A 16,890-nucleotide genomic window follows, 5' to 3' on the forward strand; every position below is an offset into this window, starting at 1 on the left:
GCGTATGGCGAAGTTTGGGCTCAACGTCCCTTCGGACGGCCCGGACCGGTATTGCCGCGCACGGTGCGCGAGCCGGCCACCGGACGCTTGGGTCCGGCCGCCTTGCCGCCCGCCGACTTGGCGCCGACCTTGTAGCTGGGCGTGGTCGAGACCTTCTTCTGGACCTTGGGGCCCAGCTTCTTGACCGACTTGACGGCAGCCTTGCCCGGTTCGGACACGACGCCCTCGACAGGAGCGGCCGTGACCTTCGGCGCGGCCGAGGTCTTCTTCTTGACTGGCTGCTTCACGGTCGGATCGGGCAGGCCCGCCTCGGCCGCGGCCTTGGCGGCGGCTTCATCGGCCAGGCGCTTGGACTTCTTGACCGTGTTGCGCGAGGCGCGGATGCGCTCCTCCTCGCGCTCGCGGCGTTCGAACTCGCGCTTGCCCCGGCCGCTGTGGCCCTTGGCCTCGCCGTCGGCATAGGGATTGGCGCCCGACTTGATGGTGATGCGCAGCGGCACCCCCGGCAGGTCGAAGCTTTCGCGCAGGCTGTTGATCAGATAGCGCCGATAGTGGTCGGGCATCTGGTCGGCGCGGCTGGAGAACAGCACGAAGGTCGGCGGACGCGCCTTGGTCTGGGCCATGTACTTGGGCTTCACGCGGCGGCCGCTGACGGCGGGCGGCGGGTGGCGCTGCATGGCCATCTGCAGCCAGTCGTTCAGGTCGCGGGTCTTGACCTTGGTCGACCAGTCCTTGTGGATCTTCAGCACGGCCGGCATCAGCTTGTTGACGCCGCTGCCGGTCTCGCCCGACAGCGCCACCACCGGCGCGCCGCGCACCTGGGGCAGCATACGCTCGGCGTGCTCGCGGAAGGCGGCCAGGGTCGCGGCCTGATCCTCGATCAGGTCCCACTTGGCCAGCACGAACACCAGGGCCCGCCCTTCCCGCTCGGTCAGGTCGGCGATCTGCAAGTCCTGGATCTCGAACGGATGGGTGGCGTCCATCACCAGCACCACGACCTCGGCGAAGGTGATGGCGCGGATGGTGTCCTGGGTGGAGAGCTTCTCCAGCTTCTCCTGCACCTTGGCCTTCTTGCGCAGGCCGGCGGTGTCGACCAGGCGGACCTTCTTGTCGCCCCAGACCCAGTCGACCGAGATGGAGTCGCGGGTGATGCCGGCCTCGGGGCCGGTCAGCAGGCGCTGCTCGCCGATCAGGCGGTTGATCAGGGTCGATTTGCCGGCGTTCGGACGACCGACGATGGCCAGGCGGATCGGCTTGTCCTCGTCGTCCTCGTCATCGGAGTACTGGTCCTCGGGAACGGCCTCCAGCATGGCGGCGTAGAGCTCGGCCATGCCTTCGCCGTGCTCGCCCGAGATCGGGATCGGCTCGCCCAGGCCCAGCTTGTAGGCTTCGCCGATGCCCGACTGGCCGGCTTTGCCCTCGGCCTTGTTGGCGGCGATGATCACCGGCTTGCCGCGACGACGCAGCAGCGCGGCGAACACCTCGTCCAGCGGCGTGACGCCTTCGCGGGCGTCATAGATGAACAGCGAGAGATCGGCTTCCTCGATCGCCAGCTCGGTCTGGGCGCGCATGCGCGCCTCCAGGCTCTCGTCGGCGACGTCCTCGAAGCCGGCGGTGTCGATCAACTGCAGGTCGAGGTCGCCCAGGCGGCCGTCGGCGTAGCGACGGTCGCGCGTGACCCCCGGCTGGTCGTCGACGATGGCCAGCTTCTTGCCGGCCAGACGATTGAACAGCGTGGACTTGCCCACATTGGGGCGGCCGACGATGGCGAGTTTCAAAGGCATAGGCGTCCAGTAGTCGATTTTCGCCTTAACAGCAAAAGGGGCCGCAAAAGCGAAGGCCCGGGCCGGCTTCCACCGTCCCGGGCCCGAAGGCGTTCGGTTGTCTTTCAGGCCCCGCGAAGGGCTCGAAAATCAGCGGATGGCCACAACCTCGGCGTCGTCGGTGACGAGGTAGATCGTGTCGCCGACCGCGATCGGATTGATCAGCACGGGCGAGCCGATCTTCAGGGTCTTTTCCTTGGCGCCGGTCTTGGCGTTCAGGGCCACGGCCTCGCCGTCGCTGGACACCGTGATCAGGCGGCCATTGGCCAGGATCGGGGTCGACCACAGACGCGGGTGCTTGGCGCGCTTCTTCTTCTGCTTCTTGCTCAGGGCCTCGGTGTTGTTGAGGTCCTGGATCCAGTAGACCGAGCCGTTCTCGCGCGAGACGCAGATCACCTGGCCGGCCTTGTCCACGACGAAGACGACGTCGCCGGCGGCCCACGGGGTGGTGATGGCGGTCACCGGCAGGCTCCAGCGCGCCTGGCCCGAGCGCAGGTCGGTGGCGGCGAAGACGCCCGAGTGGCTGACGGCGAAGACGTCGCCCTTGTAGATCACCGGGCGGCCCGGGATGTCGCGGATCTCGGACAGGGCGTTGGTGCGGCTGGCGCGGCTGAGGGCCTCGCTCCACAGATCGTTGCCGTTGGCCGCGCGCAGGGCCACCAGTTCGCCCGAGGCGAAGCCGGCCACGACGGTGTCGCCGCTGACGGCGGGCGTCGAGGCGGCCAGGATGCGGGCCGGCTCGCTCAGGGCCTGATAGGTCCAGCCCGGCGCGCCGGTCTCGGTGTTGTAGGTCAGCAGCTCGTTGTCGGTCGACACGACGAACAGGCGGCCATCCACGACCGTCGGGGCGCCATGGATCGGGGTCGAGACCTGCTGGGTCCAGCCCAGGGCGCCGGTCGCGGCGTCCAGCTGAGCCACGAAGCGGAAGCCCGAGGCGACATAGAGCTTGTTGTCCGGACCGACGGCGACCCCGCCGCCGAAGCCCAGGCGATCGTTCTTCTTGGGCAGCAGACCCAGGAAGCCGCCCTTCTTGGTCGGGCCGGCAGCCGGACGCAGGTCCTTGCGCCAGATCTGCGAGCCGGACCGGGCGTCCAGCGCCACGACGTCGGCCTCGCCGTCCATCACGTAGATGCGACCCTGAGCCGACACCGGCGGAGCGGTGACGTGGAACGTCTTGCCGCCCTTCTTGCCGAAGCCCTTTTTCCAGGCGATCTGGAAGCCCTTGCCGGCGTCGACGTGCTCGATCGACTGCTCGGCGTTGCCGCCCGGCAGGCGCCATTCGGTGACGACGGTCGGCTCGGGCAGGAAGAAGTCGGCGCCCTTCAGCGACTCATTGGCCTCGACCTTCTGGTCGAAGGCGATGATCGAGATGCGCTGGCCCTGGCTGGCCTGGGACTTGTTCTTGTCCTTGCCGCCGAAGGGATTGAGCTTCGAAACCGTCGAGCAGCCGGTGACGGCCATGGACGCCGACATCAGCGCGACCAGGGCGACGGAACGCTTGGAAATCATCAGGCGGCTCATTGGGCGGGGGCGGCGTTGGGCGCGGCGGCGGGCGGCAGTTGGCCGATCTGAGGCATGGCGGGCAGTTTGGCGGCGGCCTTGACGGCCGCGCCCAGTTCCTTGGCCGCGCCGGAGTCGATCAGTTGCATGGCGGCCTGGGCGCGCTGACGCACGTCCTCCGACGTGCTGGTGTCCAGCGAGTTAGCCAGGATCACGAAATCGGCGCGCGCGCCGGCCAGGTCACCGGCCTGCAGCTTGGCGAAGGCCAGCGCCTCCTTGGCGTACACGCGGTACGGACTCTTTTCCCCCGCCAAAGGCGTCAACCTCGACTCGATATCCTTGTAGGAGGCGGTGTCCATCAGGGCGAAGGCGGATTTGAGGCGGGCAAGGTCACCGAGGATTGCGTTCGGCGCGGCCTTCGCGGCCTCGTCGAAATAGCCGACGGCTTCCTGGGTCTTGTTTTCCTCGAGGCGGATGTCGCCCATCTGCAGCAAGGCCAGGGCCTTGTAGCCCTTGGCGCCGCCGTCGGCGACGGTCTTGAACTGGCCGAAGGCCTTGGCCGGCCCCTGCTTCTGGGCGGTCTCCAGCGCGGCCTGATAGCCTTCCGAGGCCTTGTCGGCCTGGTTGGTCTGATACGAGGTCCAGCCCCAGTAGCCCCCGACGCCGATCACCACGGCCGCCGTCGCCGCCGCCACCCAGGGCAGCGACTTCACCGCCAGGCTGCGATAGCGCTCCGACCGAAGCTGCTCTTCGACTTCGTCAAAAACATCGACCACGAAACGAGGCTCCGAAACGGGGGCGCTGCGCCCCTTGGACGTCGCGCCCGAAACTCGGCCGACGTCGCTGGTTTAAGACAGAATGTGGCTAGCGAAGGGCCGCTCGCCGAGGCGGCGAACCTATAGCGTGCCGCGCCACGCCGCAACGCGCGCTTTCACACCTTCTTGGCGTAGTAGGTTTCAGCCTCGCCGGGGAAGCTGCGATCCTTCACGTCGCTGGCGTATTGGGCGGCGGCGCGCTCGATTTCGCCCTTCAGGTCGGCGTAGCGGCGCACGAACTTCGGGGTCCAGTCGAACAGGCCCAGCATGTCGTCGGTGACCAGGATCTGGCCGTCGCAGCCGGCCGAGGCGCCGATGCCGATGGTGGGCGCATCGATGGCGGCGGTGATCTCGCGGGCCAGGCTCTCGGCCACGCCCTCGACGACCACGGCGAAAGCCCCGGCCTCGGCGGTCGCCTTCGCCTCGACCAGGATGCGCTCGCGCTCGGCGGCGTCGCGGCCCTTGGCCTTGAAGCCGCCGTCGACCAGCACCGCCTGCGGGCGCAGGCCGACATGGCCCATGACCGGCACGCCGCGCTGGGTCATGTAGCGGATGGTCTCCGGCACCGTCGGGCCGCTCTCGACCTTCACCGCCTGGGCTCCGGTCTCCTTCATGATCCGCACGGCGTTGGCATAGGCCTCTTCCTGCGAGCCCTCGTACGAGCCGAAGGGCATGTCGATGACGACCATGGCCTTCTTCGAGCCGCGCATGACCGCCTGGCCGTGCAGAATCATCATCTCTAGGGTCACGCCGACGGTGTTGGGCAGGCCGTGGACGACCATGCCGACCGAATCCCCGACCAGCAGCAGGTCGCAGGCGTCGTCCAGAGCGGCGGCGACCGGCGCGGTGTAGGCCGTCAGGCAGACGATGGGCTCGCCGCCCTTGCGGACGGCGATGTCGGGCGCGGCCAGACGGCGGACCGCAGCTTCACGATGGGCGGACAGGGCGAACCCTCCCTAAGACGCATTTTTGCGCGCCGTTGTGGGCCGGATCGCGTCGCGCCGCAACATGGACGCGTGGACCGCTAGAAGTCTTCGACCATCCGCGTCACGGCGAAGGCCAGCGCCACCACCGCCAGGCACGCCGCCAGCCACACAGCCTCCGAGCTGCCCGGCGAGGCGAACAGCGCGTTGAACTTGGAGTAGCCCGCGTCGAGCTCGGTCTGCAGGTTGTGACCGGTGTTGCGCGACAGCTGCGTGACCTCGCTGGAGAAGCGCGAGCTCAGGATCTGGAACGCGGCGATCAGGCCCGCGGCCGTACCGGCCAGGCCGATGAACATCCGCCGCATCGTCCAGCCACGGTCCAGCTTGGCCGCGACCTCGGCGTTGAACAGCGACGCGTCCGGGAAGGACGGCGCTTCGGCGAACATGCGGGTCAGTTGGGCTTCGAAATCGGGTTCAGCCATGTGCTTCCCTCCTCGCCCCTTCCTCGGGCCGGGCCAGTCGCGCCCGGAGTTTATCCAAACCACGTTTGACATGGGATTTGACCGTGCCGATCGGGATGTTCAAGGCCTCGGCCGCCTCGCCGTGGGACCAGTCGGCCCCATAGCATAGCGAAACGCACAGGCGCTCGCCGCGTGACAGCGTCTTGAGCGCCTCGTCGAGATCGATGCGGCTGGCGGCGTCCCCCGACGCGTCGCGAGCCATCGCGTCCTCGACCGGCTCCACAGTGTCCGAGAAGATCAGACGCGCCTCGCGCTTGACCTTCTTCAGATAGAGCCTCGCGGCGATCTTCTTGATCCAGGCGCCGAAGGTCCCCTCCCCTCGGAACTCGGCCACTTGCTCGAAGCCGGCCATGAACGCGTCCTGGGCCAGGTCGTCGGCGGTGGCCGAGTCGGCGCCCAGGCGTCTCAGAAGACCCCGAACGGCCGAGCCGTGCCGACGCACCAGCTCCCCATAGGCCCGGCGGTCGCCCGCCGCCGCGGATGCGGCGAGTTCGACGTCGTGACCGGTTGGCGGGCGATCCATGCCCATTGCTCTCAAGCCCCTCCCAAGGCTTCGGGCGCTAGACCCGCTCTTCCTTGTTCGGATTGAAGAAGCTCAGGACGATGTAGGCGACGCCGATCACGGCCGGGATGCAGGCGATGCCGAAACCATCGGAGTCTCCGTCGCCATGGATGAAGTCGCCGAAATAGGTGGCCAGGGCGACGCCGATGCCGATGGCCAGCCAGATCACGCCGGTGCGCAGGTCGCGCAGACGGGTCGGCGGCAGCTTAACGCTCTTGGTCATGGCCTCGATCACCTCGGGCGGGATCGGCTGGCCCTTGTCGATGGCCGCGCGCAGGGTCGCGTGCAGTTCGCGACGCTCGCGGCTCTTGAACAGGAACGGGAAGATCACGATCGAGGCGATCATGATGCAGCCCGCGACGGGAACGACAATTTCGGGACCCATATCAAATCCTCCAAAGACTTGTTGAACGACGCCCCCAGCGCCGCCTTCACAAGTAAGAGGCGTTCAAGGCGCCGTTTGGAGGCGCCCGCCCCGATGAAACTTTCGTAAGGCGGGAATCAGCCGATCGACAGCCCCAGTCTTCGCCAGACCCCGGGCCCGCCGGCGATCATCGCCGCGCCGACAAAGGTCAGCAGCGCCGCGACCGGGGCCAGGCTAGGCGCCAGGCGCGAGACGGCCAGGTCCAGCACCGGCGCGCAGGCCCAAAGCACCAGGCCGATGGCCACAGCCCCGGCGGCGACCGTCCACAACCGATCGATGAACACGCGACGCTCGACCGCCTTCATCACCTCGGCGCTGAAAAGGTCGGCGCGGCTCTGTCTGGGCGTCTCGCCCAGGAAGGCGGCCAATTGATCATCCAGGCTCATCGCGAACCTCCCATAACCGCCAGCAGCCGCTCGCGGCCGCGGGTAACATGCGATTTGACGGTGCCTAGGGGAAGCCCCAGGGCGTCGGAGACTTCGGCGTGCGACCAGCCCTGGCCAAGGCACAGGGTGACGCAGGCGCGTTGGTCCTCCGGCAGGGTCGCCAGGGCCCCCTCGAGGGCCATGCGGTCCTCGGGCCCGACCTCGGCGGCGGTCTCCAGTTCCTGCTCCCCGCGCCAGGCCTCGTCGCGGGCGGCCGCGCGCTGGGCGCCGCGCCGGTGCGAGAGGGCCTTCCTCCACGCCACGCCATAGAGCCAGGCCCGGAAGCCCTCGTCGTCACGCAGCTTGTGCAGCCCCGCCCAGGCCGCCACGAAGGCCTCCTGAGCGATGTCGTCGGCGTCGATCCAGCCGCTCTTGCGCAGGAAGCCCCGCAGCGGCTTTTCGTGGATCGCCACCAGTCGGGCGAAAGCGGTCTGGGATCCGGCGCGCGCCTGTCTGACGAGCGCGGCGTCCATCAGATGGTCGGACCGTTCCGGTCGATCAGAACTTGGACCAGCGTCGCCGCGCACAGGGCGCCCATGACGAAGGCCACGATGACGAAGGCCTGGCCCGCGCCGTAGATGTCGGTCGCGGCGGCGACCGCGAAGCCAAGGCTCAGGATCCCGAACAGCACCACCTGGTACCAGGACCGCTCGCGGCGGCGGCGATAACGCGGACGCTCGTCCTCGTCCTCGTCGTCCCGTAAGCGTCGGCTAAGCCGGTTCAGCAGCTCCGCCGGCGGCTCGCGGCCGGAGGCGACATAGGTCTTCATCAGGTCCAGCGCCTCGCGGTTGGCGCGGTAGGACAGCCAGGCGCGGAAGGCGCCCAGCAGCATGAAGCCGACCGGAAAGATCAGCCACCAGAACTGCCAAAAGATATGCTCGGGCATCTCGACCTCGCTCTTAGCGGTTCAGCTGGGCGACAAGAGCGGCCGGCGGCTCGCGGCCGGCCTTGGCCAGTTCGCGCAGGGCTTCCACCACTTCGCGGCGGGCGCGGTACGAGAGCCAGCTGCGGAAGGCGCCCAGCAGCATGAAGCCCACCGGGAACATCAGCCACCAGAAGTTCCAAAACAGGTCGTCCATCGGTTCGTCCCTTCGATCAGACGCGCGATCTCTCGCGCTTTCGAAGGTTAGTCGCCGCCGACGGCCACCTTGGATGCGCCGACGTACGAAATAATTTCGGACATCGAATTGAACGACACGGTCGGGCGGTGTTCAGCCAGGATCGAGGGCTTGGCGTAGCCCCAGCCGACGGCGCCGCAGTCCAGACCCACCGCGCGGGCGGCCTCGATGTCACGGGTCTCGTCGCCGATGCAGATGACCTTGTCGCGGCTGACGCCCTTGGACGTCACTTGCTTGAACTTGCGGGCCTTGCCGAACAGCGACGCGCCGCAGGCGTAGAGGCTGACCAGGTCTTCCAGGTCGGGGCCCAGCACGCGGCGGATCACCGCCTCGCTGTTGGAGCTGACCACCGCGATCTTGACGCCGGCCTCATGCAGGGCGCGCAGCATGCGGGCCGTCTCGGGGAACAGCGGGATCGTGTGAGCGTCGGCGGCCATCAGCTTCTTGCCGGCCCGGGCGATCAGCGGCAACTTCCAGGGCGAGACACCCAGATAGCGGATCACCTCGCGCGTGCTGCGGCCGCGCAGCATTTCGATCTCGTCGTCGGTGACGGTCTTGAAGCCGTACCGGCGGGCCATGGGATTGACAGCCCGCATCATCCACGCCGCGCTGTCAGCCAGCGTGCCGTCGAAGTCGAAGATGACCAACTCGTACCGCGAGACGGCGTCCCCCACGCGCGCAATGTCCTTTTTCAAGTCCGTTCGAGGCGGACGTTCCGTTCAGTGATAGACTGATCCCCGCGAAGTTGTCGTCTTAAACTTCGCTCACGACGCGGAAAGCGTGGATAGTTTCCACAGCTTAGCCCAGCGCCTTCCCGTAGATGTCCGGTTTGAAGCCGACCAGGCGACGGTCGCCGAGGTCCAGGACAGGACGCTTGATCATCGACGGCTGAGCCAGCATCAGGCCGATGGCCTTGTCGGCGTCCAGGTTCTGCTTGTCGGCCTCGTCCAGCTTGCGGAAGGTCGTGCCAGCGCGGTTCAGCAGTACTTCCCAGCCCAGCTCCTCGACCCAGGCCGCCAGGCGCGGGCGGTCGATACCCACGGCCTTGTAGTCGTGGAAGTCGTAGGCCAGGCCGCGATCCTCCAGCCACTTGCGAGCCTTGGCGATCGTGTCGCAGTTCTTGATGCCGTACATCGTCAGGGTCATGGCCGGGCTTCCTGGAAGCGAATCCGCTCTATCCGCCCAGGCCTAGCCAACTCGCGCCTTCTTGCCCAGTTGGCGCAGGGCGTCCTTGCCGTTCCAGCGCGCCGTCGGGTCGCTCATCGCCGCCAGCCGCGCGGCGCAGTCCAGGGCGGCGGCCCGCAGGACCGGGCTCTTGCGCGAGCCGATCGCCCGCAGCGCCCAGTTGACGCCCTTCTTGACGAAGTTCCGGGGATCGGTGCTCCCGGTCTCGATCAGCGGCAGGCGCTCCAGGAACGGCGCGTCGGACAGCTCCTTGCGGTGCAGGGCCACGCAAGCCAGCAGCACGAAGCCCGCCCGCTTGTCGAACTCGCCGTCCAGCGTCACCCATTCGTCGATCTTGGCCAGGGCGTGGGGCGTACGGTCGAAGAGGTCGAAGCACAGGGTGTCGGTGACCGCCCAGCTGTCGAACTCGGCGCGCCAGGCGTCCATCTGGTCGGGCGTAACCTGCCTGGGATCGTCAACCATGCCGGCCAGCAGTCGCGCTTCGTACCAGCGGGTGTCCCACAGGGCCTGGGCCAGGGCGTGGTCGCGGCCCAGCCGCTTGGCCAAGGCGCGGAGCTGGCCGACCGAAACGCCGAACGCCTTCTCGTAGGTGATCGCGAAGCCGGCCATGCGCTGGCGGTAGCCGTCGTCGCCGAGCGTTTCCAGGTCCTGGAGCACCTCGGCCGCGGTCGCCATCAGGCCAGGTCCCAGGCCTTGAGCACGATGTGCCGGGTCTGGCCCAGCTTGCTCTGGACGAGGACGAAGCGGTTCACCGTCCAGCGGATCGGCGCGATCGCCTGGGCCGGGACCACCTGGCCATCATAGAGCAGCGTGATGTGCGGGACGAACTGCTTGTCGGGTTTCAGCCCCACGCCGGCCATCTTCAGGCCCAGCGCCTGCTGGAAGGCGATCAGCGCCGAGACGCCCTCCCCGCCCTGCAGCGTGAAGGGATTGTTGCCCGGCCGGTTGGCGAAGCTGACGGCCTTGTCGAACACCACCTCGAACGGCGCGGCCGCCAGGGCCTGCCCCGCCGCCTCGCCCTTGCGGACCATGTCGCCCGGCAGGCTGACATAGTCGCCCAGGTGATGCAGGGTGATGTGGAAGCGGTCTGTCAGCAGGGGCTGGCCGCGCAGACCCAGGGCGTCCTTCAGGCGGCGCGCCTCGCGCGCGATGGCCTCGGCCGTGGCGGGATCGGGATACAGCAGGAACATCAGCCGGTCGGTCGGCGTCGGCGGGTCGAAGCCCGGCAGGCCCATCTGCAGCGTCTCGGCCATCCGGGCCCTCCTTGTCGGCCGTCAGGATTACGCCGCTTCGGCGGAGCGGCCAACGCCGCATTACATTTCGTTTACATGCGTAATCGATCGCTTGACGGGAACGTTTACGTGCGTAATCGTCAGGTCATGGACACGAACCCGCACCGCATCAGCGCCGCCGAGAGCGAAGTCATGAAGGTCCTGTGGGCCGACAGCCCCAAGCCCGCCGAGGACGTCCTGGCTATCTTGGCCAAGGACCAGGGCTGGGCCGAGGGCACGGTGAAGACCCTGCTCAATCGCCTGCTGAAGAAGGGCGCGATCGCCGCCGAGAAGGACGGCCGCCGCTTCCTCTATCGCCCGCTGATCGGCCGCGAGGACTATGTCGACGCCGAGAGCCAGGGCCTGCTGGACCGCCTGTTCGACGGCCGCCTGGCGCCCTTGGTCAGCCACTTCTCCAAGCGCGAGAAACTGAACCCCGAGGATGTCGCCGAGCTGCGCCGCCTGCTGGAGAAACTCGACGATGGCCAGTGATCTCACCAGCGACCTGATCCTATTCCTGGCCAAGGCGAACCTGGCCCTAGCCGCGGCGGTGGTGCTGGTCCTGATCCTGCGCAAGCCGGCCCGGGCCGCGTTCGGCGCGCGCAGCGCCTACGCCCTGTGGCTGGTCGCGCCGCTGTCGACCCTGGCCCTGCTGGTCCCTGCGCGGACCATCACGGCTCCGCTGGAGCCGGTTCGCCCCACGAGGGCGATCGTCGGCGCGCCCTCCGAGGCCGCCTCTTCGGTGGTCACCTCCATGAAGGCTTCTGGAGCCTCCGCCACGCTCGTCGCCGCCCGCCTGCCCGAAGCGGCGCTAGCGCTGTGGATCCTGGTCGCCCTCGGCGCGCTGGCCGTGCAGGCCGAGCGTCAGCGGCGGTTCGTCCGCTCACTGGGCCGGCTCAGCGCTACGGACGAGACCGGCCTCGTCTGGTCAGACCGCCCCGGCGTCGGCCCCGCCGTGATCGGCGCGGTGGCCCCGCGCGTGGTGCTGCCCGCCGACTTCGCCGAACGCTTCTCGCCCGAGGAGCAGACCCTGATCCTGGCGCACGAGAAGAACCATCTGGCGGCCGGCGACGCCCAGATCAACGCCATCGTCACCGCCTTGCGGTGCCTGTTCTGGTTCAACCCGCTGGTCCATGTCGGCGCGGCCTTCGCGCGGATCGACCAGGAGATCGCCTGCGACGCCGCCGTCCTGGCCCGTCACCCCAAGACCCGCCGCGCCTATGGCGAGGCCATGCTGAAGACCCAGCTGGCGCCCTGCGCGCCGCCGCTGGGCTGCTGCTGGCCCGCCTCGGCCAACAACCAACTGAAGGAGCGTTTCACCTTGCTCGCCCACCACCACGCCAATCGCCGTCGCCACCTGGCCGGCGCGGCCGCCGTCGCGGTCCTCTCCCTCTCGGCCGGCGTCGCCGCCTGGGCCGCCCAACCGCCGCAGGTCGTCCAGCAGAGCCCGGACCAGGCCAAGCGCGCCGTCGCCCGTCATCTGAGCCAGCCCCTGTTCGACGCCGTCCAGGCCCGCGACGTGGCGTCCGTCCGTGAACTGATCGCCCTTGGCGCCAATGCGAACGCCGTCCTGCCCGGCGATGGCTCGCCGCTGATCGAGGCCTCGCGCCGCGGCCAGCTGGAGGTCGTCCAGATGCTGCTGGCGGCCGGCGCCGATCCCGACCTGGCCGTACGCGGCGACGGGGCGCCGCTGATCCAGGCCTCGCTGTCGGGCAATCTCGACATCGTCCGCCTGCTGGTCGAGCGCGGCGCCGATATCGAGGTGTTCGTCCCGGGCGACGAGACGCCGCTGATCAATGCCGCCCAGGCGGGCAATCTCGGCGTCGTCGAATATCTCGTCCAACGCGGCGCCGACGTGAACCGCGCGGTCCAGGCCAACGCTGGCCAAATGCGCTCGCCCCTCGGCGAGGCTCGCCGGAACGGCCATGGCGACGTCGCCGCCTACCTGAAGAGCCGGGGCGCGCGCGGCTAGCCCCGCGCCCCGTCAATCCTCAACAAAATCAGCGAGTTCTTCAACGATGGCGATCATCGACGCCCGAACCTTGCCTGACGCCAGCCCGATCGAGGCCGATCTGTTGATCATCGGCGGCGGCATGGCCGGCATCGCCCTGGCCAAGGAACTGGCCGGCGGCCCGCTGAAGGTGGCGATCCTGGAAAGCGGCGGCCTGGAGATCGAGGCCGACAACCAGGCCCTCTACGCCGGCTCGGGCGTGCAGCGGGCTCCGGGCAATCCGGACCGGCCGTTCGACGACTACCCCATCCAGTCGCGGGTTCGGGCCCTGGGCGGCTCGGGCATGGTCTGGGGCGGCAAGTGCGCGCCGCTGGACCCCGCCGACTTCGCCGAACGCCCGTGGATCCCCCACAGCGGATGGCCGGTGACCCGCGCGCAGATGCAGCCCTACTACGACCGAGCCTGCGACCTGCTGGAGATCCCGCGCTTTCCGCTGGACCGACCCAGGCCTGGCGAGCCCGAGCGCCAGCCCCTGGCGCTGGACCCCGCCGACGGCTTCTTCCCCGCGCCCCGCGAGTTCTCCCGCTTCTCGGGCGGAAACGACAAGACTGCCTTCGACGCCTTCCGCACCCAGTTCGCGGAGGCGGCCAACATCACCGTCTATCTGTACGCGAACGTCACGAGGATCCGGCGCGAAGGCTCTGAAATCGTTGGGCTGGATGTCGCCTGTCTCGACGGCAAGCGCCATACGGCCAGGGCGGCGCGATACGTCCTAGCCGTCGGCGGCATCGAGAACGTCCGCCTGCTGCTGGCCTCTGACGGCCTGGGCAATCGCGACGACCTGGTCGGCCGCTTCTTCCAGGGCCACGTCACCTATTCCAACGACGGCGACGACCAGAACGAGGGCACGGCGATCGCCATCACCCGCGCCGCGCCTATGGACCTCTACGCGCCAGGCAAGGGCGGCGTCGCCCACTGCGTGATCGGCGCGGGCCTTCCAGCCCAGCGGCGAATGAAGACTGGCAATTTCACCGCCACCCTGTTCCGGGTGAAGCCCTCGGAGCCGGCGACCCCGGTCTCCGCCGACACCGCGACCATCGGCAAGGCCGCCGCCCGCCTCGCCGGCCAAGACGACGGCCAGATGCTCGGCTACTTCGCCATGGCCGAGCACTTTCCCAATCCCGACAGCCGCGTGACCCTGGACCCGGACCACAAGGACGCCCTGGGCATGCCGCGCGTGCGTCTGAGCTGGGCCTATGGCGACAAGGACTACGCCGACCTGGAACGTTCGGTCACGGGCCTGGCCGACGCCCTGGGCGCGTCGGGCGAAGGCCGGCTGTGCTGGTCGCTCGAGCGTAACCAACTGCTGGCCATCTCCCGAGCCTCGCGCCACCACATGGGGACGACGCGGATGCACGCTGATCCCAGGCAGGGCGTCGTCGATCCGGACCTGCGCCTGCACGAGGCTCGGAACCTCTATGTCGCCGGCAGCTCGGTCTTCCCGACCTCGGGCATCGCCAATCCGACCCTGACCCTCCTGGCGCTGACCATTCGCCTGGCCGACCATCTGAAGAGCAAGCCCCTCAAAAGCGAGATTGGCCGATGACCAGCCGCCGCGATCTGCTGGCCGCCCTGGTGGCGCTGGCCGCCACGCCCGCCCTGGCCGCCGCGCCGGACGCCTTGGCCGGCCTGGACCGCGCCGCCGTCGACCGCATCGGCAAGGCCTGGCGCGACCGAAATCCAAAGGTCACGGCCAGGCAGCTGAACGCCCGCCTCTTCCCGGTCGGACGAGGCTCCGACGCGCTCGCCCGGCTGCGCGCCCACGCGGCCGCCGACTTCCGCCAGGGCGCGGTGTTCGTCCATCGCGGCTGGCGGCTGTCAGAGACGGAAGGCGCGCTTTTCGCCCTGCTGTCCCTCGAAGGTTGGCCATAGGAACCCCGCTCACCCTGGCTGGTTAGAATTCACCAGTAAGGGAGATCCGCCATGCCTCGCGGCGACAAGAGCAAGTACACCGACAAGCAGGAACGCAAGGCCGACCACATCGCCGAAGGCTACGAAGCCCAGGGGGTCTCCGAGAAGGAGGCCGAACGGCGCGCCTGGGCCACCGTCAACAAGGATGACGGCGGCGGCAAACAACCCGGCGGTTCTGGTCGCGGCAAGCACACCGCCCACCACTGAGCGGCGAAAACGCCTAGAGCGCGCGGCCGACCGGCGCGGTGGCGGTGTCGACCCGCGTCCAAGTCTGCGACTTGCACAGGAAGTTGGGCAGCAGGCAGCCCTTGGCGCGCAGCGAGACCCGGTCCAGCAGGCGCACCTGGCCCGAGAAGGTCATGTCCAGGTCGGGCACGAAGACCCGGCCCTTCCACTCGTTGGGATCGGTGGCCGAGAAGTCGCGCAGCAGCTGCATGCCGACCAGGTCCTGGTTGTTCTTCTTCTTCACGTCCGCCCGCGCCTCGGCGTTAGCCCAGACGACATAGCCGCAGGTCCTGGTCTCGCATGGCTTGATCTCGATGTGGACGCTGCCCTTGGGATTGCGCCACACGCCGTAGATGTCGCCCGGCTTGGGGGGCGACACGTCCGCGGCCAGCGACGCGCTCGCCGCGCCCCAAAGCGCCAGCACGGCCACCGCCAGGGACAGTCCGCCCGAATTCCTTCGGCTCATAAAGGGCCCTCTTCCACTCGTCACGCGCGCACGGCATCGAACGCGCGCAAAGGCTAGACGTTCGATGAGATCAGGTGAAGCCGTCAGAATCGTGGCGGAAGCGACGCCTCAGCCCTTGGGCTGGGCGACGACGCGCAGATAGGGCTTCAGAGTCTTCCAGCCGTCCGGATACTTGGCCTTGGCCTGTTCGTCGGTGACGGCCGGCGGGATGATCACGTCGTCGCCGGGCCGCCAATTTACCGGCGTCGCTACCGTGTGCCTGGCCGACAGCTGCACCGAATCCAGCAGGCGCAGCACCTCGTTGAAGTCGCGCCCCGAGGTCATCGGATAGATCAGCATCGCCTTGATCTTCTTGTCCGGACCGATGATGAACACCGCCCGCACAGTGGCGTTGTCGGCGGCCGTGCGGCCCTCCGAGGTGTCGCCCGCGCCTTCCGGCAGCATGTCATAGAGCTTGGCGACCTTCAGATCGGTGTCGCCGATCATCGGGTAGTTCACCGCGTGGCCCTGAGTCTCCTCGATGTCGGCGGCCCACCTGGCGTGGTTCTCCACCGGATCGACGCTGAGGCCGATGACCTTGGTGTTGCGCTTGTCGAACTCGGGCTTCAGCCCCGCCATGTAGCCCAACTCGGTCGTGCAGACCGGGGTGAAGTCCTTGGGGTGCGAGAACAGGATCGCCCAGCTGTCGCCGATCCACTCACGGAAGTTGATCTCGCCCTGAGTGGTTCGCGCCGTGAAGTTCGGCGCCTCTGAATTGATCCTCAGCGACATGAGACGGTCTTCTCCATCCAGATTGGCGACGCCGGCACGCTACGCGCGGACGCCGCGGCGGTCATATGAAGAATTCTCTCGACGCCGCCAGACCCTTTGGACGCCGCTAGTCGACGGTCAGGCTCTCGACCGGCACGGTCAGCAGGTAGCCCTGCCCCCGCACCGTCCGGACCAGGGCCTCGCCGCCCTCGACCCGGGCCAGCTTGGCGCGCAGCCGGCTGACGATCACGTTGATCTGACGCTCGCCGTCAGAACGGTCGCCGGTCTTGGGGTCCTGCAGCAGGCGCGCGCGCGGCACGATCTGCTGCGGGCTGGCCAGCAGGGCGCTGAGCAGGGTGAACTCGCCCGAGGACAGCTCGACGCTGCGATCGTAGGGGTCGAACAGCTGCCGGGTGATGATGTTCAGCCGCCAGCCGTCGAAGCGGTAGACATTGGCGCGGTCGTCGTCGCGTCGCACGCGCAGGCCGGCCTGGCGGCGGCGCAGCACCGAGCGGATCCGCGCCAGGAGCTCGCGGGAGCGATAGGGCTTGGCCACGTAGTCGTCGGCGCCGATCTCCAGGCCGACCACCACGTCGCTCTCGTCGGCCATGGCGCTGACCACGATCACGCCGGGCTGGGGCTGGTGGCTGCGCAGCCGGTTGCAGACCGAGAAGCCGCCCTCGCCGGGCAGCATGATGTCCAGCACGACCGCGTCGACCGGCACGGTCGTCAGGATCTTGTCCATCTGGCGCGCCGACGAGGCCGTGACGACCTCGTACTCGTGCCTGCACAGCAGGTCGTACATTTGCGATCGCGCGGCCTGGTCCGCGTCGAGAAGTAGGATCCTTTGCCGCACGCCCGTTACTCCTTCTGGCACGGGTACGGCTTAGCTGGACGGGGCGGCGAAATTACCTTCTGTTTGTATTGCTACATTCGCGATCAAGGCGCGATTGTGGCGAA

The 16,890-nt window shown here is 68.4% G+C and carries 23 protein-coding genes; 5 read left to right on the forward strand and 18 right to left on the reverse strand.

Going from position 1 to position 16,890, the window contains the following annotated elements; translation table 11 throughout:
* Positions 1-20 precede the first annotated feature (20 nt).
* The 15 genes from der to K8940_RS12595 form a co-directional block, all read right to left on the reverse strand.
* A complete protein-coding gene (gene der, locus K8940_RS12525; protein ID WP_223390292.1) occupies positions 21-1,784 on the reverse strand; it encodes a ribosome biogenesis GTPase Der in 1,764 nt (587 codons plus the stop codon).
* A 129-nt stretch (positions 1,785-1,913) separates the two neighbouring features.
* Complete coding sequence (locus tag K8940_RS12530; protein ID WP_223390293.1) at positions 1,914-3,344, reverse strand: PQQ-like beta-propeller repeat protein; 1,431 nt, start codon at positions 3,342-3,344, stop codon at positions 1,914-1,916.
* The gene (locus K8940_RS12535; protein ID WP_223390294.1) at positions 3,341-4,099 is read right to left on the reverse strand and encodes a tetratricopeptide repeat protein; all 759 of its coding nucleotides are present in this window, start codon (positions 4,097-4,099) and stop codon (positions 3,341-3,343) included. Before K8940_RS12535 ends, K8940_RS12530 begins: the two co-directional genes overlap by 4 nt.
* Positions 4,100-4,254: 155 nt before the next feature.
* Positions 4,255-5,082 (reverse strand): 3-methyl-2-oxobutanoate hydroxymethyltransferase, encoded by an 828-nt coding sequence (panB, locus tag K8940_RS12540; RefSeq protein ID WP_223395846.1) that lies wholly within the window; start codon positions 5,080-5,082, stop codon positions 4,255-4,257.
* An 80-nt stretch (positions 5,083-5,162) separates the two neighbouring features.
* Positions 5,163-5,543, reverse strand: coding sequence for a hypothetical protein (locus tag K8940_RS12545; RefSeq protein ID WP_223390295.1), 381 nt, complete (start codon positions 5,541-5,543; stop codon positions 5,163-5,165).
* Positions 5,536-6,120, reverse strand: a complete 585-nt coding sequence (locus tag K8940_RS12550; protein ID WP_223390296.1) for an RNA polymerase sigma factor — start codon at positions 6,118-6,120, stop codon at positions 5,536-5,538. Before K8940_RS12550 ends, K8940_RS12545 begins: the two co-directional genes overlap by 8 nt.
* A gap of 22 nt (positions 6,121-6,142) precedes the next feature.
* A complete protein-coding gene (locus K8940_RS12555) occupies positions 6,143-6,529 on the reverse strand; it encodes a DUF6249 domain-containing protein (protein ID WP_223390297.1) in 387 nt (128 codons plus the stop codon).
* A gap of 116 nt (positions 6,530-6,645) precedes the next feature.
* The gene (locus tag K8940_RS12560) at positions 6,646-6,954 is read right to left on the reverse strand and encodes a hypothetical protein (RefSeq protein ID WP_223390298.1); all 309 of its coding nucleotides are present in this window, start codon (positions 6,952-6,954) and stop codon (positions 6,646-6,648) included.
* A complete protein-coding gene (locus K8940_RS12565; protein WP_223390299.1) occupies positions 6,951-7,466 on the reverse strand; it encodes an RNA polymerase sigma factor in 516 nt (171 codons plus the stop codon). Before K8940_RS12565 ends, K8940_RS12560 begins: the two co-directional genes overlap by 4 nt.
* The gene (locus tag K8940_RS12570) at positions 7,466-7,879 is read right to left on the reverse strand and encodes a hypothetical protein (RefSeq protein ID WP_223390300.1); all 414 of its coding nucleotides are present in this window, start codon (positions 7,877-7,879) and stop codon (positions 7,466-7,468) included. Before K8940_RS12570 ends, K8940_RS12565 begins: the two co-directional genes overlap by 1 nt.
* Positions 7,880-7,892: 13 nt before the next feature.
* On the reverse strand, positions 7,893-8,072 hold the full coding sequence (locus tag K8940_RS12575; RefSeq protein ID WP_223390301.1) for a hypothetical protein: 180 nt from the start codon (positions 8,070-8,072) through the stop codon (positions 7,893-7,895).
* 47 nt (positions 8,073-8,119) lie between these two features.
* On the reverse strand, positions 8,120-8,794 hold the full coding sequence (locus tag K8940_RS12580) for an HAD family hydrolase (protein ID WP_263285799.1): 675 nt from the start codon (positions 8,792-8,794) through the stop codon (positions 8,120-8,122).
* 115 nt (positions 8,795-8,909) lie between these two features.
* A complete protein-coding gene (locus K8940_RS12585; protein ID WP_223390303.1) occupies positions 8,910-9,257 on the reverse strand; it encodes an ArsC family reductase in 348 nt (115 codons plus the stop codon).
* Between the two features lie 42 nt (positions 9,258-9,299).
* Positions 9,300-9,971: a DNA alkylation repair protein gene (locus K8940_RS12590; protein ID WP_223390304.1), complete on the reverse strand. Its 672-nt coding sequence runs from the start codon at positions 9,969-9,971 to the stop codon at positions 9,300-9,302.
* Positions 9,971-10,549, reverse strand: a complete 579-nt coding sequence (locus K8940_RS12595; protein WP_223390305.1) for a 2'-5' RNA ligase family protein — start codon at positions 10,547-10,549, stop codon at positions 9,971-9,973. The genes K8940_RS12590 and K8940_RS12595 overlap by 1 nt, the downstream gene beginning before the upstream one ends.
* A 126-nt stretch (positions 10,550-10,675) precedes the next feature.
* On the opposite strand from K8940_RS12595, the gene K8940_RS12600 reads away from it, so the two are divergent.
* The 5 genes from K8940_RS12600 to K8940_RS12620 are packed head-to-tail and all read left to right on the forward strand — an operon-like array spanning position 10,676 to position 14,696.
* Positions 10,676-11,059, forward strand: coding sequence for a BlaI/MecI/CopY family transcriptional regulator (locus K8940_RS12600; RefSeq protein ID WP_223395848.1), 384 nt, complete (start codon positions 10,676-10,678; stop codon positions 11,057-11,059).
* A complete protein-coding gene (locus K8940_RS12605; RefSeq protein ID WP_223390306.1) occupies positions 11,049-12,539 on the forward strand; it encodes a M56 family metallopeptidase in 1,491 nt (496 codons plus the stop codon). The genes K8940_RS12600 and K8940_RS12605 overlap by 11 nt, the downstream gene beginning before the upstream one ends.
* 46 nt (positions 12,540-12,585) lie before the next feature.
* Complete coding sequence (locus K8940_RS12610; RefSeq protein WP_223390307.1) at positions 12,586-14,124, forward strand: GMC oxidoreductase; 1,539 nt, start codon at positions 12,586-12,588, stop codon at positions 14,122-14,124.
* Positions 14,121-14,450, forward strand: coding sequence for a hypothetical protein (locus tag K8940_RS12615; protein WP_223390308.1), 330 nt, complete (start codon positions 14,121-14,123; stop codon positions 14,448-14,450). The genes K8940_RS12610 and K8940_RS12615 overlap by 4 nt, the downstream gene beginning before the upstream one ends.
* A 51-nt stretch (positions 14,451-14,501) precedes the next feature.
* A complete protein-coding gene (locus tag K8940_RS12620) occupies positions 14,502-14,696 on the forward strand; it encodes a hypothetical protein (RefSeq protein WP_223390309.1) in 195 nt (64 codons plus the stop codon).
* A gap of 13 nt (positions 14,697-14,709) precedes the next feature.
* Here the strand turns inward: K8940_RS12620 and K8940_RS12625 are convergent, their stop codons facing one another.
* The 3 genes from K8940_RS12625 to K8940_RS12635 all read right to left on the reverse strand — a co-directional run bounded on the left by K8940_RS12625 (position 14,710) and on the right by K8940_RS12635 (position 16,786).
* A complete protein-coding gene (locus K8940_RS12625) occupies positions 14,710-15,180 on the reverse strand; it encodes a DUF2147 domain-containing protein (protein WP_223390310.1) in 471 nt (156 codons plus the stop codon).
* Between the two features lie 108 nt (positions 15,181-15,288).
* A complete protein-coding gene (locus K8940_RS12630; protein ID WP_223390311.1) occupies positions 15,289-15,951 on the reverse strand; it encodes a peroxiredoxin in 663 nt (220 codons plus the stop codon).
* 106 nt (positions 15,952-16,057) lie between these two features.
* The gene (locus K8940_RS12635; RefSeq protein WP_223390312.1) at positions 16,058-16,786 is read right to left on the reverse strand and encodes a response regulator transcription factor; all 729 of its coding nucleotides are present in this window, start codon (positions 16,784-16,786) and stop codon (positions 16,058-16,060) included.
* Positions 16,787-16,890 lie beyond the last annotated feature (104 nt).

The organism is Caulobacter segnis, assembly GCF_019931575.1.
GTDB classification, from domain to species: domain Bacteria; phylum Pseudomonadota; class Alphaproteobacteria; order Caulobacterales; family Caulobacteraceae; genus Caulobacter; species Caulobacter segnis_C.